The sequence below is a fragment of the Frankia torreyi genome (assembly GCF_000948395.1).
Lineage (GTDB): Bacteria > Actinomycetota > Actinomycetes > Frankiales > Frankiaceae > Frankia > Frankia torreyi.
Genome location: NZ_JYFN01000020.1, coordinates 54139 through 70610, shown reverse-complemented (window position 1 = coordinate 70610; position 16472 = coordinate 54139). Strand labels below are relative to the sequence as shown.

17 protein-coding genes are annotated in these 16472 nt (G+C 72.4%); 7 read left to right on the top strand and 10 right to left on the bottom strand.

Annotation, left to right across the window (positions count from 1 at the left end; all coding sequences use genetic code 11):
- Positions 1-56 precede the first annotated feature (56 nt).
- Entirely contained in the window at positions 57-884 is an 828-nt protein-coding gene (locus FF36_RS14315) for a phosphatase PAP2 family protein (protein ID WP_044885542.1), read from the top strand.
- 15 nt (positions 885-899) lie between these two features.
- On the opposite strand, the gene FF36_RS14310 is transcribed toward FF36_RS14315, so the two are convergent.
- Genes FF36_RS14310 through FF36_RS14300 form a run of 3 tightly spaced genes read right to left on the bottom strand, consistent with a single transcriptional unit; the run spans position 900 to position 3153 of the window.
- Complete coding sequence (locus FF36_RS14310) at positions 900-1706, bottom strand: hypothetical protein (RefSeq protein WP_199865393.1); 807 nt, start codon at positions 1704-1706, stop codon at positions 900-902.
- Positions 1703-2419, bottom strand: a complete 717-nt coding sequence (locus FF36_RS14305) for an aspartate/glutamate racemase family protein (protein WP_044885541.1) — start codon at positions 2417-2419, stop codon at positions 1703-1705. The genes FF36_RS14310 and FF36_RS14305 overlap by 4 nt, the downstream gene beginning before the upstream one ends.
- Positions 2413-3153 (bottom strand): TetR/AcrR family transcriptional regulator, encoded by a 741-nt coding sequence (locus FF36_RS14300; protein ID WP_044885585.1) that lies wholly within the window; start codon positions 3151-3153, stop codon positions 2413-2415. The genes FF36_RS14305 and FF36_RS14300 overlap by 7 nt, the downstream gene beginning before the upstream one ends.
- A 135-nt stretch (positions 3154-3288) precedes the next feature.
- Here FF36_RS14300 and FF36_RS14295 point away from each other — a divergent pair, with 135 nt between their 5' ends.
- Positions 3289-4791 carry a DHA2 family efflux MFS transporter permease subunit gene (locus FF36_RS14295; protein ID WP_044885540.1) on the top strand — a complete coding sequence of 501 codons (1503 nt, stop codon included), beginning with the start codon at positions 3289-3291 and terminating at the stop codon, positions 4789-4791.
- Positions 4792-4865: 74 nt separating this feature from the next.
- Here FF36_RS14295 and FF36_RS14290 read toward each other — a convergent pair whose 3' ends face one another.
- Together FF36_RS14290 and FF36_RS14285 are read right to left on the bottom strand one after the other, a co-directional pair.
- A complete protein-coding gene (locus FF36_RS14290) occupies positions 4866-5054 on the bottom strand; it encodes a DUF2795 domain-containing protein (protein WP_044885539.1) in 189 nt (62 codons plus the stop codon).
- A 102-nt stretch (positions 5055-5156) separates the two neighbouring features.
- A complete protein-coding gene (locus FF36_RS14285; protein ID WP_052681114.1) occupies positions 5157-6407 on the bottom strand; it encodes a TIR domain-containing protein in 1251 nt (416 codons plus the stop codon).
- A gap of 416 nt (positions 6408-6823) precedes the next feature.
- Here FF36_RS14285 and FF36_RS14280 point away from each other — a divergent pair, with 416 nt between their 5' ends.
- Entirely contained in the window at positions 6824-7228 is a 405-nt protein-coding gene (locus FF36_RS14280; RefSeq protein ID WP_044885537.1) for an ATP-binding protein, read from the top strand.
- A 9-nt stretch (positions 7229-7237) separates the two neighbouring features.
- Here the strand turns inward: FF36_RS14280 and FF36_RS14275 are convergent, their stop codons facing one another.
- Together FF36_RS14275 and FF36_RS14270 are read right to left on the bottom strand one after the other, a co-directional pair.
- Positions 7238-8824: an MFS transporter gene (locus FF36_RS14275; protein ID WP_063870415.1), complete on the bottom strand. Its 1587-nt coding sequence runs from the start codon at positions 8822-8824 to the stop codon at positions 7238-7240.
- A gap of 203 nt (positions 8825-9027) precedes the next feature.
- On the bottom strand, positions 9028-10251 hold the full coding sequence (locus FF36_RS14270; protein ID WP_044885536.1) for a cytochrome P450: 1224 nt from the start codon (positions 10249-10251) through the stop codon (positions 9028-9030).
- A gap of 486 nt (positions 10252-10737) precedes the next feature.
- Here FF36_RS14270 and FF36_RS14265 point away from each other — a divergent pair, with 486 nt between their 5' ends.
- Positions 10738-13161: an MMPL family transporter gene (locus FF36_RS14265; protein WP_044885535.1), complete on the top strand. Its 2424-nt coding sequence runs from the start codon at positions 10738-10740 to the stop codon at positions 13159-13161.
- Here the strand turns inward: FF36_RS14265 and FF36_RS14260 are convergent.
- Complete coding sequence (locus tag FF36_RS14260; protein ID WP_044885583.1) at positions 13089-14306, bottom strand: sensor domain-containing phosphodiesterase; 1218 nt, start codon at positions 14304-14306, stop codon at positions 13089-13091. The two genes, FF36_RS14265 and FF36_RS14260, sit on opposite strands and share 73 nt — an antisense overlap.
- A 221-nt stretch (positions 14307-14527) precedes the next feature.
- Between FF36_RS14260 and FF36_RS34920 the strand changes: the two genes are divergently transcribed.
- Positions 14528-14710: a hypothetical protein gene (locus FF36_RS34920; protein WP_044885534.1), complete on the top strand. Its 183-nt coding sequence runs from the start codon at positions 14528-14530 to the stop codon at positions 14708-14710.
- Positions 14711-14770: 60 nt separating this feature from the next.
- Here FF36_RS34920 and FF36_RS14250 read toward each other — a convergent pair whose 3' ends face one another.
- Entirely contained in the window at positions 14771-15034 is a 264-nt protein-coding gene (locus FF36_RS14250) for a DUF2277 domain-containing protein (RefSeq protein ID WP_044885533.1), read from the bottom strand.
- Between the two features lie 163 nt (positions 15035-15197).
- On the opposite strand from FF36_RS14250, the gene FF36_RS34915 reads away from it, so the two are divergent.
- Positions 15198-15722 (top strand): hypothetical protein, encoded by a 525-nt coding sequence (locus FF36_RS34915; protein WP_396230625.1) that lies wholly within the window; start codon positions 15198-15200, stop codon positions 15720-15722.
- Positions 15701-15979: a pentapeptide repeat-containing protein gene (locus FF36_RS40830; RefSeq protein ID WP_128423315.1), complete on the top strand. Its 279-nt coding sequence runs from the start codon at positions 15701-15703 to the stop codon at positions 15977-15979. Before FF36_RS34915 ends, FF36_RS40830 begins: the two co-directional genes overlap by 22 nt.
- Before the next feature lie 14 nt (positions 15980-15993).
- On the opposite strand, the gene FF36_RS14240 is transcribed toward FF36_RS40830, so the two are convergent.
- Positions 15994-16461, bottom strand: a complete 468-nt coding sequence (locus FF36_RS14240; RefSeq protein WP_157871717.1) for a hypothetical protein — start codon at positions 16459-16461, stop codon at positions 15994-15996.
- Between the last annotated feature and the right edge of the window lie 11 nt (positions 16462-16472).

Genomic DNA, 16472 nt, shown 5'->3' with positions numbered 1-16472 from the left:
CGGGTGGCACGGTACGGCAGGTGTCCGGTGGGTTCGTTGTGGAGAGGAACTGATCCGTGCGATCTCTCCTCGGCCTGGGCGGCCGTCTCGTGGCGGCGGCGGGGCTGCTCGTGCTCATCCTCGCCGGCACCGGTGCGCTCCTCGTCCACGGGCCCGGCCAGGTGCGCGGCTGGGACACCGACGCCGAGCGCTGGCTCGCCGGCCACCGCACCGGCGGCCTGGTCCGCCTCACCGCGGACGCGACCTACCTCGCCGACACCTGGACGGTCATCGCCGCGACGGCGGTGCTGGCGGCGGCCGTCGGGTGGTGGACGCGGCGCTGGTGGCTGCCGGCGGGGATCATCCTGCTCACCGCAGGGGAGACGGCCGTCTACGAGGCGTCCAACGCCCTCGTGGGCCGGCCGCGCCCCGCGGTGCCCCGGCTCGACCCGGGGGATCCGCTGGCCAGCTTCCCGTCCGGGCACACCGCCGCCGCGGTGTGCCTGTACGGCGGCCTGGCCCTCGTGCTGCACCGGCTCGCCGCGGACGGCCGGTTCGGGCGGCTACCGGCCGGCTCCGGTGCCGGCCAGGGCGGAGGCGTGGGCGGGGGGCAGCCGTCGTCGGCTCGGCCGTGGTGGGTCAGGGCCGTGCTGGTCGCGTCGGTGGTCGTCGCGGTCGCCGTGCCGGTGCTCGTCGGGTTCTGCCGGACCTATCGCGGCATGCACCATCCCAGCGACGTGCTCGGCGGCGCCTTCCTCGGCGCGTGCTGGCTCGCGGCCGTCAATCGGGTGGTGCTGGGGCGGCGCGGCGCGCACGACCCTCGGCGCGGCGGTGGATCGAGCTGCCCGCCGCCGGCCGCGCGCCGAGTGCCTGATCCGGCGCGCACGGCGCAGCCGTCTCGCTGACCGGTGCGTGGCCGGTCAACGGAGGATGTTGACGGCGCGGGCAAGGACGAGGGCGACGACGATGATCGAGATTGTCGACTGGGCCATCATCATGAGCTTGGCCCAGCGGGTCATCGGCATCGTGTCCGTCGGGCTGAAGGCGGTGCTGTTCGTGAACGCGACGAACAGGTAGTCGACGAACGTCGGCTCCCAGCGGGGATCGGCGTTCGCCGGATCGCTCATCTGGGGGAACAGCAGGTCGGGGTACTGCCGTTCGCTCTGCGCCCGGGCGAACGGCCCGCCGCGGTCGAACTCCCAGTACCAGAGGGCGAAGGCGATGATGTTCGTCAGGTAGATCGCCGCGCCGGTGCTCAGCAGGACCGCCGGGTCCTCACCGGCCGTGCCGCGGACCAGGCGGTGGGCGAGCAGGGCCGCGCTCACCCCGTTCGCGGTGGTGACCGACGCGGCCAGCAGCAGGCTCGCCGCCCGCTCCACCGGATGCTTGCGGGTCAGCCGCACCGGGTTGACCGCGGTCAGCCCCGCCAGCAGCGCGATCTCCAGGCCGGGCAGCAGCCAGCGCGGGGTGAGCGTCAGCCGGGACGGCAGCGCCCACTGCAACGCGATCGCCACCACCGTGGCGAGCAGCACCGGCAGCCGCCGCTCGCCGTCGGTAGGCCGCAGCCACGCCGGGACGAGATGCTCCGGCAGCCTGCGGACCTCGCCGACCGCCAGCCCGGTGGCCCGGGCGAACTGCCGCAGATGGATCGGCGAGAGCCGGTCCCACGCACTGGTGTGCGGGTGCGCCGGCTCCTCGGGACCGTCCGGGCCGCCCGTCCCGGTCAACCGGACTTGCCTGCCGTCGTTTCCGCGGCGAGGGCCAGCTCGACGGCGGCCTCGACGTGCAGCCGGGTCGTCGGGAAGACCGGCACCGAACTGTCCTGGCGGCGAACCAGCAGCTCGATTTCGGTGCAGCCGAGAATGACGCCCTCGGCGCCCGCGGCTGCCAGCCGTTCGATGACCGCCACGTACTGCCGGCGCGACTGCTCCCGCACGACGCCACGGCACAACTCGTCGAAGATGACGCGGTGCACGAGCGCGCGGTCGACGGCGGGTGGCACGAGGACGCGCAGCCCGGCGGCGGTGAGCCGGTCGCGGTAGAAGGCCTGTTCCATCGTGAACGCCGTGCCCAGCAGGCCCACGGTGCGCAGCCCCGCGGTGGTCACCGCCGCCGCCGTGGCGTCCGCGAGGTGTAGCAGCGGGACGTCGATGGCCGCCTGGACCTGGTCGGCGACCTTGTGCATCGTGTTGGTGCACAGCAGCACCAGATCGGCGCCGGCCGCGACCAGCGACCGCGCGGCGGCGGCGAGGACGACGCTGGCCTCGTCCCACCGGCCGGCGGTCTGCATGGCCTCGATGTCGGCGAAGTCGACGGAGAACAGCACGCACCGGGCCGAATGCAGATCACCGAGCCGCGCCCGGACCAGCTCGTTGGCGAGCCGGTAGTACTCGGCGCTGCTCTCCCAGCTCATCCCGCCCAGCATTCCGATCGTCAGCATCGCGCCGCCGGGTCTCCCTCCCCGGCCGCGGGCGTCCCGGCAGGGCCGGGGGCGGTGCCGAAGGCGTGCAGGAAGGTGTCGACCGCGGCGCGGGCGACGGCGTGCTGCTCGGCGGCGGAGATGACTCTGGTGCCGTACCGGCAGCGGGCCTCCAGCGAGCCGGTGAGCAGGGCGGCGAGCTGCTCGGCCGCGGCGGCCGGATCGCCCGCGCGCAGGTGGCCGGCCAGGGCGAGGCGGGCCAGGCGGTCGGCGAGTGCCTCGGTGACCGGGTCCGATGCCCGGCCGGTGATGATGTCGAGCAGGTCGGGGAACTGGCTGATCTCCGCGTAGAGCAGGCGCCGCAGCGCCCAGCCGCGCTCGTCGCAGTAGCACGCGACGAGCTGGCTGCCGACGTCCTCCAGCGTCGCGCGCAGGTCGCCGTCGTGGTCGCGTAGCCGGTCGACGGCCGCGAGGTTCTTCGCCATCGCGCGGTCCGCCTCGGCGGCGATCGCCGCGCGCAGCAGTGTCTGCTTGTCCCCGAAGTGGTTGTAGATCGTGTGCTTGGCGACGCGTGCCTCGGCGGCGATCGCGTCCAGCGTGGCCTGCGCGTACCCCTCGCGGGCGAAGACCACGAACGCGGTGGCGAGGATCGCCTCGCGCTTGTCGATCCGGCCGCGCGCACTCGGCCGGGCGGGCGAACCGGTGGTGGTGGTGGTGGCCGATCCGGCAGCCGCGGCGGGCGTCCTCCCACTCATCACCACACCGTATCCCAGCACCCACCATTCTCTGCACCGGCTGGTGCAGTAAAGCCACCCGTCCGGTTCCTTGGAACGTGATGGCCTGTTACAGTGCACCGACCAGTGCAGATTTAGGGACTCACGAGGTGAGAGATGGCGCAGGTGCTGGACGAGGGCCGATTCGATCCCGCGTTGCGGCGGCTGATCGCCGTCGTGCTCCTCGGCGGGATCATGGGAATCCTCGACGGCTCCATGGTGGCCGTCGGAGTGGACACCCTGGCCGCACGCTTCGACGCCGCGCTCAGCACGATCGGCTGGGTCTCCACCGGCTACCTGCTGGCGCTCACCGTCGCCATCCCCGTCACCACCTGGGCCGTCGACCGGTTCGGCGCCCGCCGGCTGTGGCTGGCCGGCCTCGTCGCCTTCCTGGTCGCCTCGGTCGCCTCGGGGCTGGCCTGGAACGTGAGCAGCCTGATCGTCTTCCGGGTCCTGCAGGGGCTCGCCGCCGGCATCCTCGACCCGCTCGTGCTCACGCTGCTGGCCCGCGCCGCCGGCCCCCACCGGGCGGGTCGGGTGATGGGGCTGATGGGCATGGTCCTCTCGGCCGGCCCGGTTCTCGGTCTCATCGTCGGCGGGGCCGTCCTGGCGCACTTCTCCTGGCGGTGGATGTTCCTGATCAACCTGCCGATCGGGGTCGCCGCGCTGATCGGCGCGCTGCGGGTCATCCCCCGCGACGCGCCGACGGGCGACGCGCCGACGGGCGACGCGCCGACGGGCGGCGTATCGACGGGCGGCGTGCCGCGCACACGGCTTGACGTGCTCGGGGTGGCGCTGGTGGGCCCGGGCTTCGCCGCGGCGGTGCTGGCGCTGTCCCAGGCCGCGGACCGCACGACCTTCGTCGCCTGGCAGGTGCTGCTCCCGCTGGCCGCCGCCGTCGCCCTGCTCGCCGGCTACGCCGGGCACGCCCTGCGCCCGGCCGCCGCGCGGCGCACGCCGCCGCTGATCGACGTCCGGCTGTTCACCAGCGGCGGCTTCGCGGCCAGTGTGGCGATCATGATGTTGGTCGGGCTGGCGATGTTCGCGAACCTGTTCGTGCTGCCGCTGTACTACCAGCAGCAGCACGGGCACGGCCCACTCGCCTCCGGGCTGCTCGTCGCGCCGTTCGCGGTCGCCGCCATCATCGCCATGCCGCAGTCCGGTCGGCTGTCCGACCGGCTCGGCGCCCGGCGGCTGGTCCGCGTCGGGGCGCTCGTCGCCGCCGTCGGCGAGTTCGCGTTCACCCGGGTGGGCGCGCACACCGCGGAGGTCTGGCCGGCGCTGGCCGCGTTCGTCGTCGGGTTGGGGCTGAGCTTCGTCGGCGCCCCGACGATGGGCTCGCTGTATCGCACGCTGCCGCCGGCCTCGGTGCCGCAGGGCAGCTCGGTGCTCTACATCCTCAACCAGCTCGGTGCCGCGATCGGCATCGCCGTGGTCACCCTCATCCTGGCCACGGTGGGTGACGGCGGCGGTGTCGACGGGTTCCACGGGGTCTACTGGTTCGCGCTGGGCACCATCGTGATCATTCTGGCTGCCAGCCTGCTCCTGCCGGGCCGCCCGGAGCCGGCGGCGCAGCCGGCCGCCCAGTCGGACCGGACGGCGGAGGTCCCCGTGTCGTGAACGACGGGGTCGGGCCGGAAGGCGGTTGCCCCGGCTCGACCCCGTCGCGTGTCCTGCTCGGTGACCGGTTCCGGTCAGGACTTCTCGGACAGCTCCTTCGAGATTGCGTTCGGGCCGCTGTACTGCCGGTCCGGAATCTTCTCCAGGGTGCGGACGAGGGATTCGTCCGCACCGTTCTCCCTTGCCTTCTTCACGATCGCCGAACGATCGGCCGGGTAGTCGACGCCCTTGAGGAACTTCTGCGCTTCGGTTGCTGTGGTCATGCAGCCATGATGGCCCGCCGCCCGGCCGTTGAAACCTCGCCCGCGTAATGCCAGGGAATGTGACGTCGACGTTTCGGGAGCCGCTGAAGGTAGCTGGCGGAGTCAGCCGTAGAAGAATTCTTCCACCATGTTGTCAGGAAGGCGGGCGAGAGTCTCCAGCAAACTTTTGCTGCCTTTCGCCCCTGGCAGGAACCTCTCGGCGTCCACGTTGATGCACAGCAGTGCGATCAGGCCGAATACTCGGTGGTAAATCGGGATGGTCGCGCTTCTCAGTCTGCGGCCGTCCGGCAGGCGCACCTGGTAGACGGCTGCCTCGGCGCCCGGCGGGTTCACGATCCGGCTCAGTGCCACGTTGCTTACCGGCGAACCCACCTGTCGTCCGGTGAACCCGTTCTGGACGGCGCAGACCGAATGAAGGGGATCCCGCGTGTCGTGCAGGACGAACTCGATCGGTAGGTGGGCGAACATCGCACCGACGAGGTTGGTCAGGTTGATCAGCGGTTCGATGAGGTTTCGTCGCTGGGCCTGGGGACCGTCCATGTACCTCATTTCCGTCCGAAACTCCGCCTTGACCCGCTGCACCAGTGCGTAGGTGTCCGGGGAGAGCTCCACGTCCGGCCGGTTCTGCGCCACCAGGTAGTCGAGTTCCACGGCGGCGCGGACGTTCCGCTCGGCGATGACCCGCTGGCAGGCACGCCGCAGATGTTCGAGATCAAGCTCGACGGCGCGCTTGTCCCGCAACCGCACCGGATACTCCACCATCCTGGCCAGCGGCGTGCCCGTCAACAGGGCTTCGGGGCTGAGTAGCCGGCTGGATGTTTCCCCGGGCTGTTCTGGGTCGGTGCCGGTCGAGCCGGGGAACGGCGGCCTTGCCGTGGGCTTGGTCCGACCCGTCTGCGCGTCCACGATCCATTGCAGCAGCAGACGGCTGGCTTCCGCCTCGTCCGCCACGTCGAACAGGTCGAAGGCCTTGATGTCGCCGAGCAGCCCGGGGAGGCGGCAGTCCTCGACCCTGACCGGCAGCAGCTTGCGGGCGAACCCGTGGTCGTGCTGGTAGGCGAGTTCCCACGCTCGCTGCTCGTAGGCCGACGCGAGGTAGGTCTCCGACACCAGTGCAATCGTGCGCTCCGACGCGGTCATGTCACGTCGCAGTGAAGCCGCCCACTCCGTTCCGGGCGTGAAATTCCACTCCTGCAGCAGCACCCGGTATTTCTCATCCTCGAGCTGCCAGGCGACCCACTTCGCCCAGTCGTGGTCCTTGGCGTGATAGGAGACGAAGAAGTCGTACTCGGCCTGCCTCCCGGTGCCCTCCGGCTCCGGACCAGCCGGCCCCCGCGGGTTCGTGTCGTCCATAATTGTCAGCATGCCACCCGGTGCCCGGGCCGGATTCTACGGCCCCGGCCCGGCCGCCGCCGAAGGTGGGCGACGCAGCGCGGGTTCGGCCCGGGTGAAGCGAATATCCCGCGAGAAGCCTGCCGACCGGCAATCCATTGCCCGGTCCGCGCTGCCGGCCGGACAGCTCAGCCAGTACCGGTGGCGTCATGCGTTCCACGGCGACCAGCCCGTCCACGGCGGTCAGGACGTCCACGGCGGTCAGGACGTCCGCCGAGGTGAGGGCCAGCAGGCCGGCTCCGGGCGTCGGGGCGGACGGGACCGGCATCTGGTCGAGGGACGAGGGGCGTCCCCCCGGCGTCGCGCACGGCCGCTACGGCCGCGATGACCGACCCGACTTCGGTTTATCCATGGATTCGCCCGGATATGTGGATGCCATGGCAGTCGGGTCGGAACCTCCAGTCGGGATATTTCTCGACCGGTTCGTCCTCCCGCCAGGTCCGGACGCTCCGGGTCGGGCGCGCCAGCGGCTGACGGCGGACCTGACCGGCCGGGGCGTCCCCGTGGAGGTGACCGAGACCGTCGTGCTGCTCGCCAGCGAACTGGTCACCAACGCCGTGCTGCACGGCCACGGTGAACCGGAACTGGAGATCCGGACCACCGATCACCTGGTCTGGGTGGGCGTCCGGGACCCGGACCGCCACCCGCCGCGGGTGCGCCACGTCGACGCCGACTCGCTCGGCGGCCGTGGCCTGCACCTCGTCGACGCGCTGGCCGAGGACTGGGGCGCGGCCGCCGTCCCCGGCGACGGCAAGACCGTGTGGTTCCTTCTCCGCCGCTGACCCCGGCCGCTACGGCGCCACGGTCGGCACCTGCGCAGGGGTCGGCACCCGCGGGGAGGGCGGTGCCTGCGTCGTGGTCGGGCGCGGGATCGTGAGGCACGCGAGCGCGGCGAGGACGACCGCCGAGACGGTGATGATCCAGCCCAGGTCGTAGGCGTCCGTGAGCGAGCCGAGGTCGTCGGCCGCCGCGCCGCCGAGCGCCGCGACGAGCAGGGCGGTCCCGATGACGGTGCCGATCTGACGGGCCATGGTCACCACCGCGGAGCCGGTGGAGACGCTCGCCGGGGGCAGTGCGGTGACGGCCGCGCTGATCAGCGTCGGCAGGATCAGCCCGACGCCGACGCCGGTGAGCAGCATCCCGGGCAGCATCGCGCCGACGTAGTCCGGCTGCGGCGCCATCCGCAGGATCCACCAGCCGATCCCGGCCGCGAACACCAGGCAGCCGGCGGCGGCCACCCGTCCCGACCCGAGGCGGGCCACCAGCGGCCCGGCGGCGAGGGCGAGCCCCGGCACCATCAGCGGTCCGGGGGCGATGGCAAGCCCGGTCCGCAGCGCCGACCAGTGCCAGACGTCCTGGCACCACAGCACGCCCGACAGCAGCATCGCCGCGAACGCGACGCTGAACACGAACGCGGCCACCGCGGCGGCGCTGAAGGTCCGCACGCGCAGCAGCGGCAGCGGCAGGACCGGCGCGGGATGACGCGCCGAGCGGTGCAGGAACCCGGCCAGCAGCAGCACGCTGGCGAGCAGCGATCCGACCACCCGCGCGGAGCCCCAGCCCCAGTCCGGCCCGCGGACCAGCCCCAGCGCCAGCGCCGCGATCCCGACCGTCAGCAGGACCGCCCCCGCCGGATCGGACCGCCCCACGCCGGGGCGCCGCGGCGGGTGGGGCAGCACCCGCGGTCCGGCGACGAGGACGGCGAGCCCGACCGGCAGGTTGACCAGGAACACCCACCGCCAGTCCAGTTCGGTCAGCAACCCGCCGGCGACGGGTCCAAGAGCGGCCGCCAGCCCGCTCACCGCCGTCCAGGCCCGCACCGCCGCCCCCCGCCGCTCGGGCGGCGCCGCCGCGAGCAGCAGGCCGAGGGAGGACGGGGTCATCACGGCGGCGCCCGCCGCCTGCAGCACCCGGGCGGCGACGAGGAACCACACCGTGGGGGCGGCGGCGCACAGTGCGGAAGCGACGACGAAGATCGCGGTGCCCCAGAGGTAGGCGCGGCGCGGGCTGGTCCGGTCCGCGAGGTTCCCGGCCGGCACGAGCAACGCGGCGAAGACGACGGCGTACCCGTTCAGCACCCACGACAGCGACGACAGCGACGATCCGTCGAAGTGCCGGCCTATGTCCGGCAGAGCGACGTTGACGACGAACAGGTCGAGGTTCGACATGGCGACCCCGGCCGCCACCACCGCGAACACCCGCCCGAACCGCCCACCGGGCGCGCCGCCCGGTGCGATGCCGCCTGGCGCGATTCCACCCAGCGCGATGCCGCCCGCGTCACTGCTCGTCGGGCTGCTGCCCCTGGATGGGCGGTTCCCGACGGAGGTGATCGTCGGTGGTCGCCCGGATCGCAGCGCCGACTTGGGGCTGTCGTCCATGTTCACTCATCCCTCGCACCGTGAGTTCGAAAATCCAACTAACGTGGTCGAGGGGGAGCCTAGCCGCAGTGGGTTGGAGAATCCAACGATGGCTGCCGGGCTGCCGGGCTGCCGGGCGGGGCGGCGGGGCGGGTGCACGCCGCCGGGGCCGGTGGGNGACGTCCCTTGGTGGTGCCTCGGCTCCGGCGGCGCGAACGGCGCCGTTACCAGACGACGGGCAGGGTCTCCGGTCGGCCGATCGGTGCCTTGAGCTCGTAGCGCAGCTCGGTGGGCGCCACCGCGAGCCGCAGCCCGGGGACCTTCTCGATCAGCGCGGTGAGCACCTCGGTCAGCTCGACCCGGGCCAGGTGCGCGCCGATGCAGTGGTGCACCCCGGCGCCGAAGGTCAGGTTCGGCACCGGCTCCCGGGTGAGATCGAGGCGGTCGGGGTCGGTGAACACCGCGGGGTCACGGCTCATCGCCGCCAGCGGGACCACGACCACCTCTCCGGCGCGGACGACGAAGCCGCCCAGATCGATGTCCTCGGTCGCCACCCGGGGGAAGGTCATCGACAGCGGGTGGTAGCGCAGGAGCTCCTCGATGGCGTTCGGCATGCCGCTCGGGTCGGTGACGAGGGCCTCCCAGTGCGACCGCTGGGTGAGCAGCGTCGTGATGACGTTCGAAATGACGCCGCCGGTGGTCTCGAATCCGCCGATGAGCAGTGTCATGGCGAGCGAGTGCAGCTCGGTCTCGGTGAGTGTGCCGTCGTTGTCGGCAGCGGCGATGAGAACATCGAGCAGACCCTCCGGGCTGTCGGCATTGCCGGCGGTGGCCTTACGCGCACGCACCAGCTCACCCATGTACCTGTACAGCGCGGAGAGCCCGACTGCGGCGCCCTTCGGGTCGAGATGGAACCGGAACAGCGACTCGCTCCAGGTCCGGACGTTGTCCCGGTCGAGATCGGGGACGCCGAGAAGCTGGCAGATCACCTCGATCGGCAGATGGAAGGCGAGCGTGCGGATGTCACCCGGCGCCTCCTGGGCCGTCATCGCGTCGATCCGGGCCCGGGCCGTCGCCGCGATCCAGGGCCGCATCCGCTCGATCCGCCGGTGCGCGAAACCGGCGTTGACCATGCGCCGGATTCGGGTGTGCTCCGGCGGGTCGAGCCAGAGCATGGAGTTCGGATCGGGCATCTGGCCCGCGGTCAGGGGCGGGGAGAAGTCCAGCGTCCTGGTGCGGGAGAAACGGGAGTCGGCAAGCATCGCCCGGGCCGGCGCATAGCGGACGATCAGCCAGATGGGGAGCTGGCCCGGACCGAACCGCACACGGATCGCGGGAGCTTCCCGCGCATATTCCGCCAGGCGTCCCGAGGAATGCGGCGAGAACGTGTCGTCAAAGGGAAACGAGGGGATTTCCTGGTCGTTCTGCACGACGTCGGTAACCGACATGGGGAGTGGACTTCCTTTCGCTGCCAGGGCAGGGGGGGAGCAGCGGGCCGATCGTTGCATGTCGATTGGTCGCACGTAGTGAAGACGGTCGAAAAAACGGGTGCGAAGCGACGCCGGGACAGCTTGTCGCCAACATGTTCTGCACACATCCTGCTGCTGGCAGGAGAAGGTCACCCGTCGCGGCGCCGGATTGTCGGGCGTTAGGATCCGCCGCCATCAGGGCCCCGCCGCCGTCGCCGCCGTGCGCCACCACCGTCCGCCACCGCTACCGCGGATGCTGTCGCCACGGCCGCCTCGTGACCGGTTTCCCCGGACGTGTTGTGATCCCCCGGACACGTTGCCGGCACCCCACCGGAGTGCCCATCTGGCCGGTCCAGATCCGGTTCACGTTGACGCCGTGCATGTCCGTGGGCCAGATTGGCCCCGCATACGAATCCGACATTAGACCCAAATGGGCCATTACCGGTCCCTGCCGAGGAGTGTGCCGTGACGCTACTGGTCCGCTGGTGCCAGCGGTACCGATGGCTGGTCGTCGCGGTGTGGCTGACAGCGCTGATCGCCGCGACGAACGTCGCCCAGGAGAAGGGCGCCCGGTTCAGCCAGGATCTCGGCGTCACCGGCGCCGAATCGCAGCAGGCGATGGACCTGGTGGCCGACATCATGCCCGACCGGAAACTGCCGGATCTGGAGATGATCGTCGTGCGGGCCCGGGCGGGTGACGTGCAGGCGCCCGAGGTGCGGGCGCGGGTCGCCACGATGATCGCGCAGCTCGGCAAGCTCCCCGGCGTCACCGGTGTGTTCGACCCCTACAGCCCGCTCGGCGCCGTGCCGCTCGGCGGCAGCCCCCTGAGCGCGGACGGGCATACGGCGATCGTCTCCGTGCTCATGAAGGACGCGCCGACCACGCCCGACCTCCCCGTGATGCGCCGGCTGATCGCCACCGCCCGCGACTACGACGGGCCCGACCTGCAGGTCGAGGTCACCGGGCCCGCCACCACCGTCGTCGTGCAGGGGACGATCTCACCCTGGCCGATCGCGCTCGGCATCGGCGTGGCGCTGCTCATCCTCTGCCTGGCGGTGCGCTCGCCGGCCGCCGTCGCCGTGTGCGCCGTCACCGCGGGGGCGGCGACCGCGGCGGCGCTGGACGGCGTCACCCTGCTGTCCCGCCGGGCCAACGTCATGCAGCTCGCACCGCTGCTGGCGCTGGTGCTCGGCTTCGGGCTGAGCCTCGGCTCCGCCCTCGTCGTCGTCCACCGCTGCCAGACCGACCTGAGGCGGGGACGCGGCCCCGACGACGCGGTGCGCGCGGCGATGCGCCATTCCGGCCGGGCGACCCTCGCGGGCAGCCTCGGGCTCGCCGTGGTCATGCTCGGCACCAGCGCGCTGCGCCTCAGCGTGTTCGACGGCCTCGCCCTGGCCGGGTTCACCGCCGCCGCCGTGAGCATCCTCGTCGTCGCCACGCTGCTGCCCGCGATGCTGTCGATCTCCGGGCGTGGCCTGCTGGTCTGGGCCGAGCGGACCCACCTGAGCGTCACCGGAACCGGCCTGCCGGTGCGGCCGGGCCTGCGGTCCTGGTGGGCGAGGACCGTCGGGCGCCACCCCCAGGTGCTGGCCGGGGCGGCGGTCGTGCTGCTCACCATCCTGGCGCTGCCGGTGGTGGGCTTGCGCCTCGGCGGCACCGACAACGGCGTCGACCCGACGTCGACGACGAGCCGGCGCGCCTACGACCTGGTCAGCGACGAGTACTTCCCCGGCCTCAACGGGCAGCTCATCGTCATGGCCACGGGGGTGTCCGCCGACCAGCCGACCGCCGTGCCCCACCTGCTGACGGCCCTCGAGGGCACCCGCGGGGTGAAGCGGGCCTTCGTCGTCCTGCAGAACGCCCAGGCGGCGAGCGCCCTGATCCAGGTGTTCCCGAACGACCCGCCCCGCTCGGCGGCGGCCAGCGACCTCGTCCACCGGCTGCGCGACTCCACCGTGCCGGCGGCGATCGCGGGCACCTCCCTGGAGGTGTACATCGGCGGCCAGACGGCGATCTTCGAGGACATGTCGGACCGCTTCGCCCGGGTCCTGCCCGCCTTCCTGATCCTGGAGCTGGGCGTGCTCGGGGTCGCGGTCCTGCTCGGCCTGCGTTCGGTGCGCCACAGCCTGGCGATCACGGCGGCCAGCATGCTCGCCCTCGCGGCGACCCTGGGCGTCATCACCTCGGTCTTCTGCAACGGATGGCTGGCCTCCGGGCTCGGCGTGCGCACCGGCCCGATCGAGCCATTCATCCTTGGCCTCATCCTCATCATCGTGTTCGGGCTGTCGATCGGGATGCACCTGACGCTGCTGAGCCGGCTGCGCGGCTCCGCCGATGCCCCGGATCCCCAGGCGGCGATCAGCAGCCGGCACGCGGACGTCGGCGGTGTCGTCATCACGATCAGCATGATCATGGTCGCGGTGTTCGTGGCGCTCACGACGCAGCAGGTGCGGATGATGAAGCTGCTCGGTATCGGACTGTCCGTCGGGGTGATCCTCGACGCGCTCGTGCTGCGGCTGGTGCTGCTGCCCGCGCTCATCCACCTGGTCGGGCTGGACCATCGCCGCGGCGACCCGCCGCGGCCCGCGCCGCCCGCCGCGCCGCGCCGCGGCTCGCGCCGCCGGCTGCTGCCGCTCGGCGCGCCGATGTCGACCAAGCGCACCGGCCTGGTCCGCCTGTACATCGCGGCCGGCGCCGGCCACCCCGATCGGGGCACGGCCGCGGGCGGTGGATCGACCGCCCCGGGCGGCGGCCTACCGCCGTTCCCCCGGCCCCGCACACCCGTGCGCGGTGTCCGGGGTGCGCACCGGCCGGCTCACCCGCCGGCCGCGACGCAGGCGTCGCGCAGCACGGGGGTGGGGGAGCCGAGCAGGAAGCCCTGCCCGTAGCGGATCCCGGTCTCGCGGGTGGTGCGCAGCTCGCCGGTCGTCTCGATGCCCTCGGCGATCACGGCGCCGCCGATCTCCTCGGCGACGTGCACCAGCCCCGTCGCGACCGCGCGGCGCGCCGGATCGACGTCGATGCCCTGGGTCAGGCTGCAGTCCATCTTGATGATCTCCGGGCGGAGCCGGACGAGCTGCTCCAGCCCGGCGTAGCCGGCGCCGACGTCGTCGGCGGCGAGACGGACCCCGAGTCGGCGCAGCCGGTCCAGGGCGCGGGTGACCTCGGGGGCGTCGGCGATCCGCTCGTGCTCGGTGATCTCCACCAGGAGGCGCTCCGCGTCGGTCCCAGTGACCATTTCCACCAGGCCGGCGGACAGGGTGGTCGCGCAGACGTTGACGGCGAGGCCGATGCGCGCGGGGATCTGGGGGAGCGCGCCCAGCGCGCGGCGCACCGCGGCGAGCTCCAGCTCGACGGTCAGCCCGACCGCGCCGGCCGCCGCGAACCACTGCGTCGTGCTGCGGGAGGCGTCCGGAAACCGGGACAATGCCTCCACTCCGATGATCCGGGCCTGTTCCAGGTCGAACACCGGCTGGAACGCGAGCGCCGGGCCGCCCTGGTCGATCAGGCGGCTGACGTCCAGCCACACCTGGCTGCGCGCCTGCCACATCCGCTGCAGGTCGGTCACGGAGTCGCGCAGGATCTCGGCGAGCATCTGCAGGAAGCGGGCGTCCCGCTCGCGCAGCTCGTGGTGGGGCCGGTGGGCGATGCAGCCCAGCAGACCGTAGAGCGCGTCATCGCCGTCCATGACCGGCACGGCGGCATAGGAGCGGATGTCCAGCTCGCGCGCTACGGGCGAGTTGGCGGTGCGGGGGTCGGCGAGGGTGTCGGGGATGAGCGCCGGCAGCCGGCCGCTGAGGACCTCGGCATACAGGCCGGTCTGTCGCCGCACGGTGGACCCCTGGGTGATGTGGAAGGATCCGCCGTCGCCGTTGAGGACCTGGACGACGAGCACGTCGCCCTCGATCCGGCCGAGCCACGCCGCGTCCATGTCGAGATGCCGGCGTAGCACGCCGAGCAGCTCCACCACCGCCGGCGAGGGCGTGGGGACCTCGGCCGTCGGCCCGAGCAGCGTGGCCGCGCGCACCGTCATCCGCATCACCTCCCCGCGAGGTGTCTGTGCCCGCGGACGCGTCCGCGCACACGCGCGCCAACCGCCGCCCTGCCTCCGCGAGCCGGACAAACGTGCAGGTCAGGGGCTTGTCTGTGGTCTGCATCAGATCGGAGCAAATTCGGTGCTTTATGCACGCGGGAGCGGGAAGGGCCCAGAGCGAGGGCAGCAACGCCGCGGAACCAACCAGGTGGAGTGACCACGTGAGCATGTTCGACAGCTTGTTGCACGGACTTGACGACCAGGAGCAGGACCGGACGCGGGAACTGATCGCCGACAGTGTCGCCACCGATCGCGCCGACGCGCTCGCCGGCAAGGCGCCGGACCGGCTCGTCGACTCCGGCAGCCGTCACCGCCGTTCGCGGGCCGAGACCCAGCGCCGGTAGCGGCCCAGCCGTCGGCAGGTGGCTTGCCGTCGGCGGGTGTGGCCGGCCGTCGGCAGGTGGCTAGCTGTCGGCCCTGGCGCGTACTTCCGGCCGCCGCAGCGGTGGCACCGTCGAAGGCGGTTGACGGCGGGCCGGAAGCGCGTCGAGCAGCCGCTGCACCGAGGCGGCGACCTCGGCGACGGCGGCCTCGAAGGCGGCGTCCGCCGTGGTCGGCGGCCGGCGCAGGCCGCTGATCTTCCGGACGAACTGGCGGGCGGCGGCCTGCACCTCGTCGGCGGTCGCCGGCGGCTCGAGTCCCCGCAGCTCGGTGATGTTGCGACACATACCGCAACGGTAACGACCGGACGCCCACAGCCACCTCCGGGCCATCGGGTCGTGGCTCCGGGCCATCGGGTCGTGGTCTTCCCCGAAAATCACATACCCCGGGCGGCTGGATTGGGGGAAAATAAGGAGGGGTGCAGTGTCGTGCCCATGCAAGATGCGGGGCATGGCGGTACTCACCGTGGAGGGGAGCCGAGCGCTCATGGCGGACGGGTATTACGGCGAGTCGTCGGGTGGCAACCGGGGGGCGGGCCGGCGCGGCGAACGGTTCGCCCAGGCGCGCCGGCTGGCCGGCCAGGCGCGCCAGGACCGCACCACCTCGTGGTATATCCCGCTGGTGATCACGGTGATCGCCGCCGGGGCGTCGTTCGACGCCTTTGGCCGCGCCGTCGGGTTCCTCTACGCCCTCGCGCTGACGCTCGCCTTCGTGGCGCTGACCTGGACGACGATCCGGCTCATGCCGTCGGTGTCCGACGAGCTCAATGTCTCCCGCGTCAGCGGCCCCCGCAAGCTGTACGCGGTCGTGAACACCCCGGTGCGCACCCGCGGCTTCTTCGTGCTCGCCGCCGCCCTGCCCATCGTCATCGCCCTGATCAAGGCGGTCGGCTTCTTCGTGCTCGGCGGCATCCTGCTCGTCGGCGTCGTGGTCGGTGCCGCCGTGGCCGCCGCCTGGGTCTTCGAGCGCCGCTAGCCGTTGCGACCCTCGGCCCGGCGTCGGCGGCTGCCCGGCCGGCGTCGGCTACGGGGGCGGACCTGACCGGGGCAGACCTCCGCGGGGCGAGCCTCACCGAAGTCAGCGCGCAACGCCCGACCCTCCACCAGAGAAAGGCCGGCACGTCCCGCAGGGGACGTGCCGGGCCGAGCGTGGAAAACGCGCGTCCTCGACTGGGGATCACGGTGATCGGAGGTCCGCTTCTGAAGCCGACCCGTAGCGCCCACCCCAGCTAGAAGCGTGCAGAAGGTCAGTGATGGTGGTGGTGGTGGTGACGGTGGCGGTGGTGTCCCTGATTACCCCCGCCGTTGATGACAATGATCGTGACACCTCCGGTAGAGCCACCTTTCTTCAGTCCGCCGCCGGTGTTGCCGCCACCGAGTTTGCCGCCGCCGGGGTAGCCGCCACCGGTGTTGATGCCGCCGCCGGGTTTGCCGCCGGGGTAACCGCCCCCGCTGGGGTAGCCGCCCCCGCTGGGGTAGCCGCCCCCGCTGGGGTAGCCACCGCCGGTGGTGCCGCCGCTGCTGGGGTTGCCGCCGCCGGTGGTGGTGATGCCGCTGCTGGGGTTGCCGCCGATGCCGGTGTTGCCGCCGATGCCGGTGGGGTTGCCGGTGCTGCTGGTGTTGACGCCGCCAGTGTCGGCGCTGGCCGACGGGGCCACGAACACCGCTGCCACGGCGAAGGCCAGGGCGATCACATACAGAAGTCTCCGTTTCATCATGTTCCGCT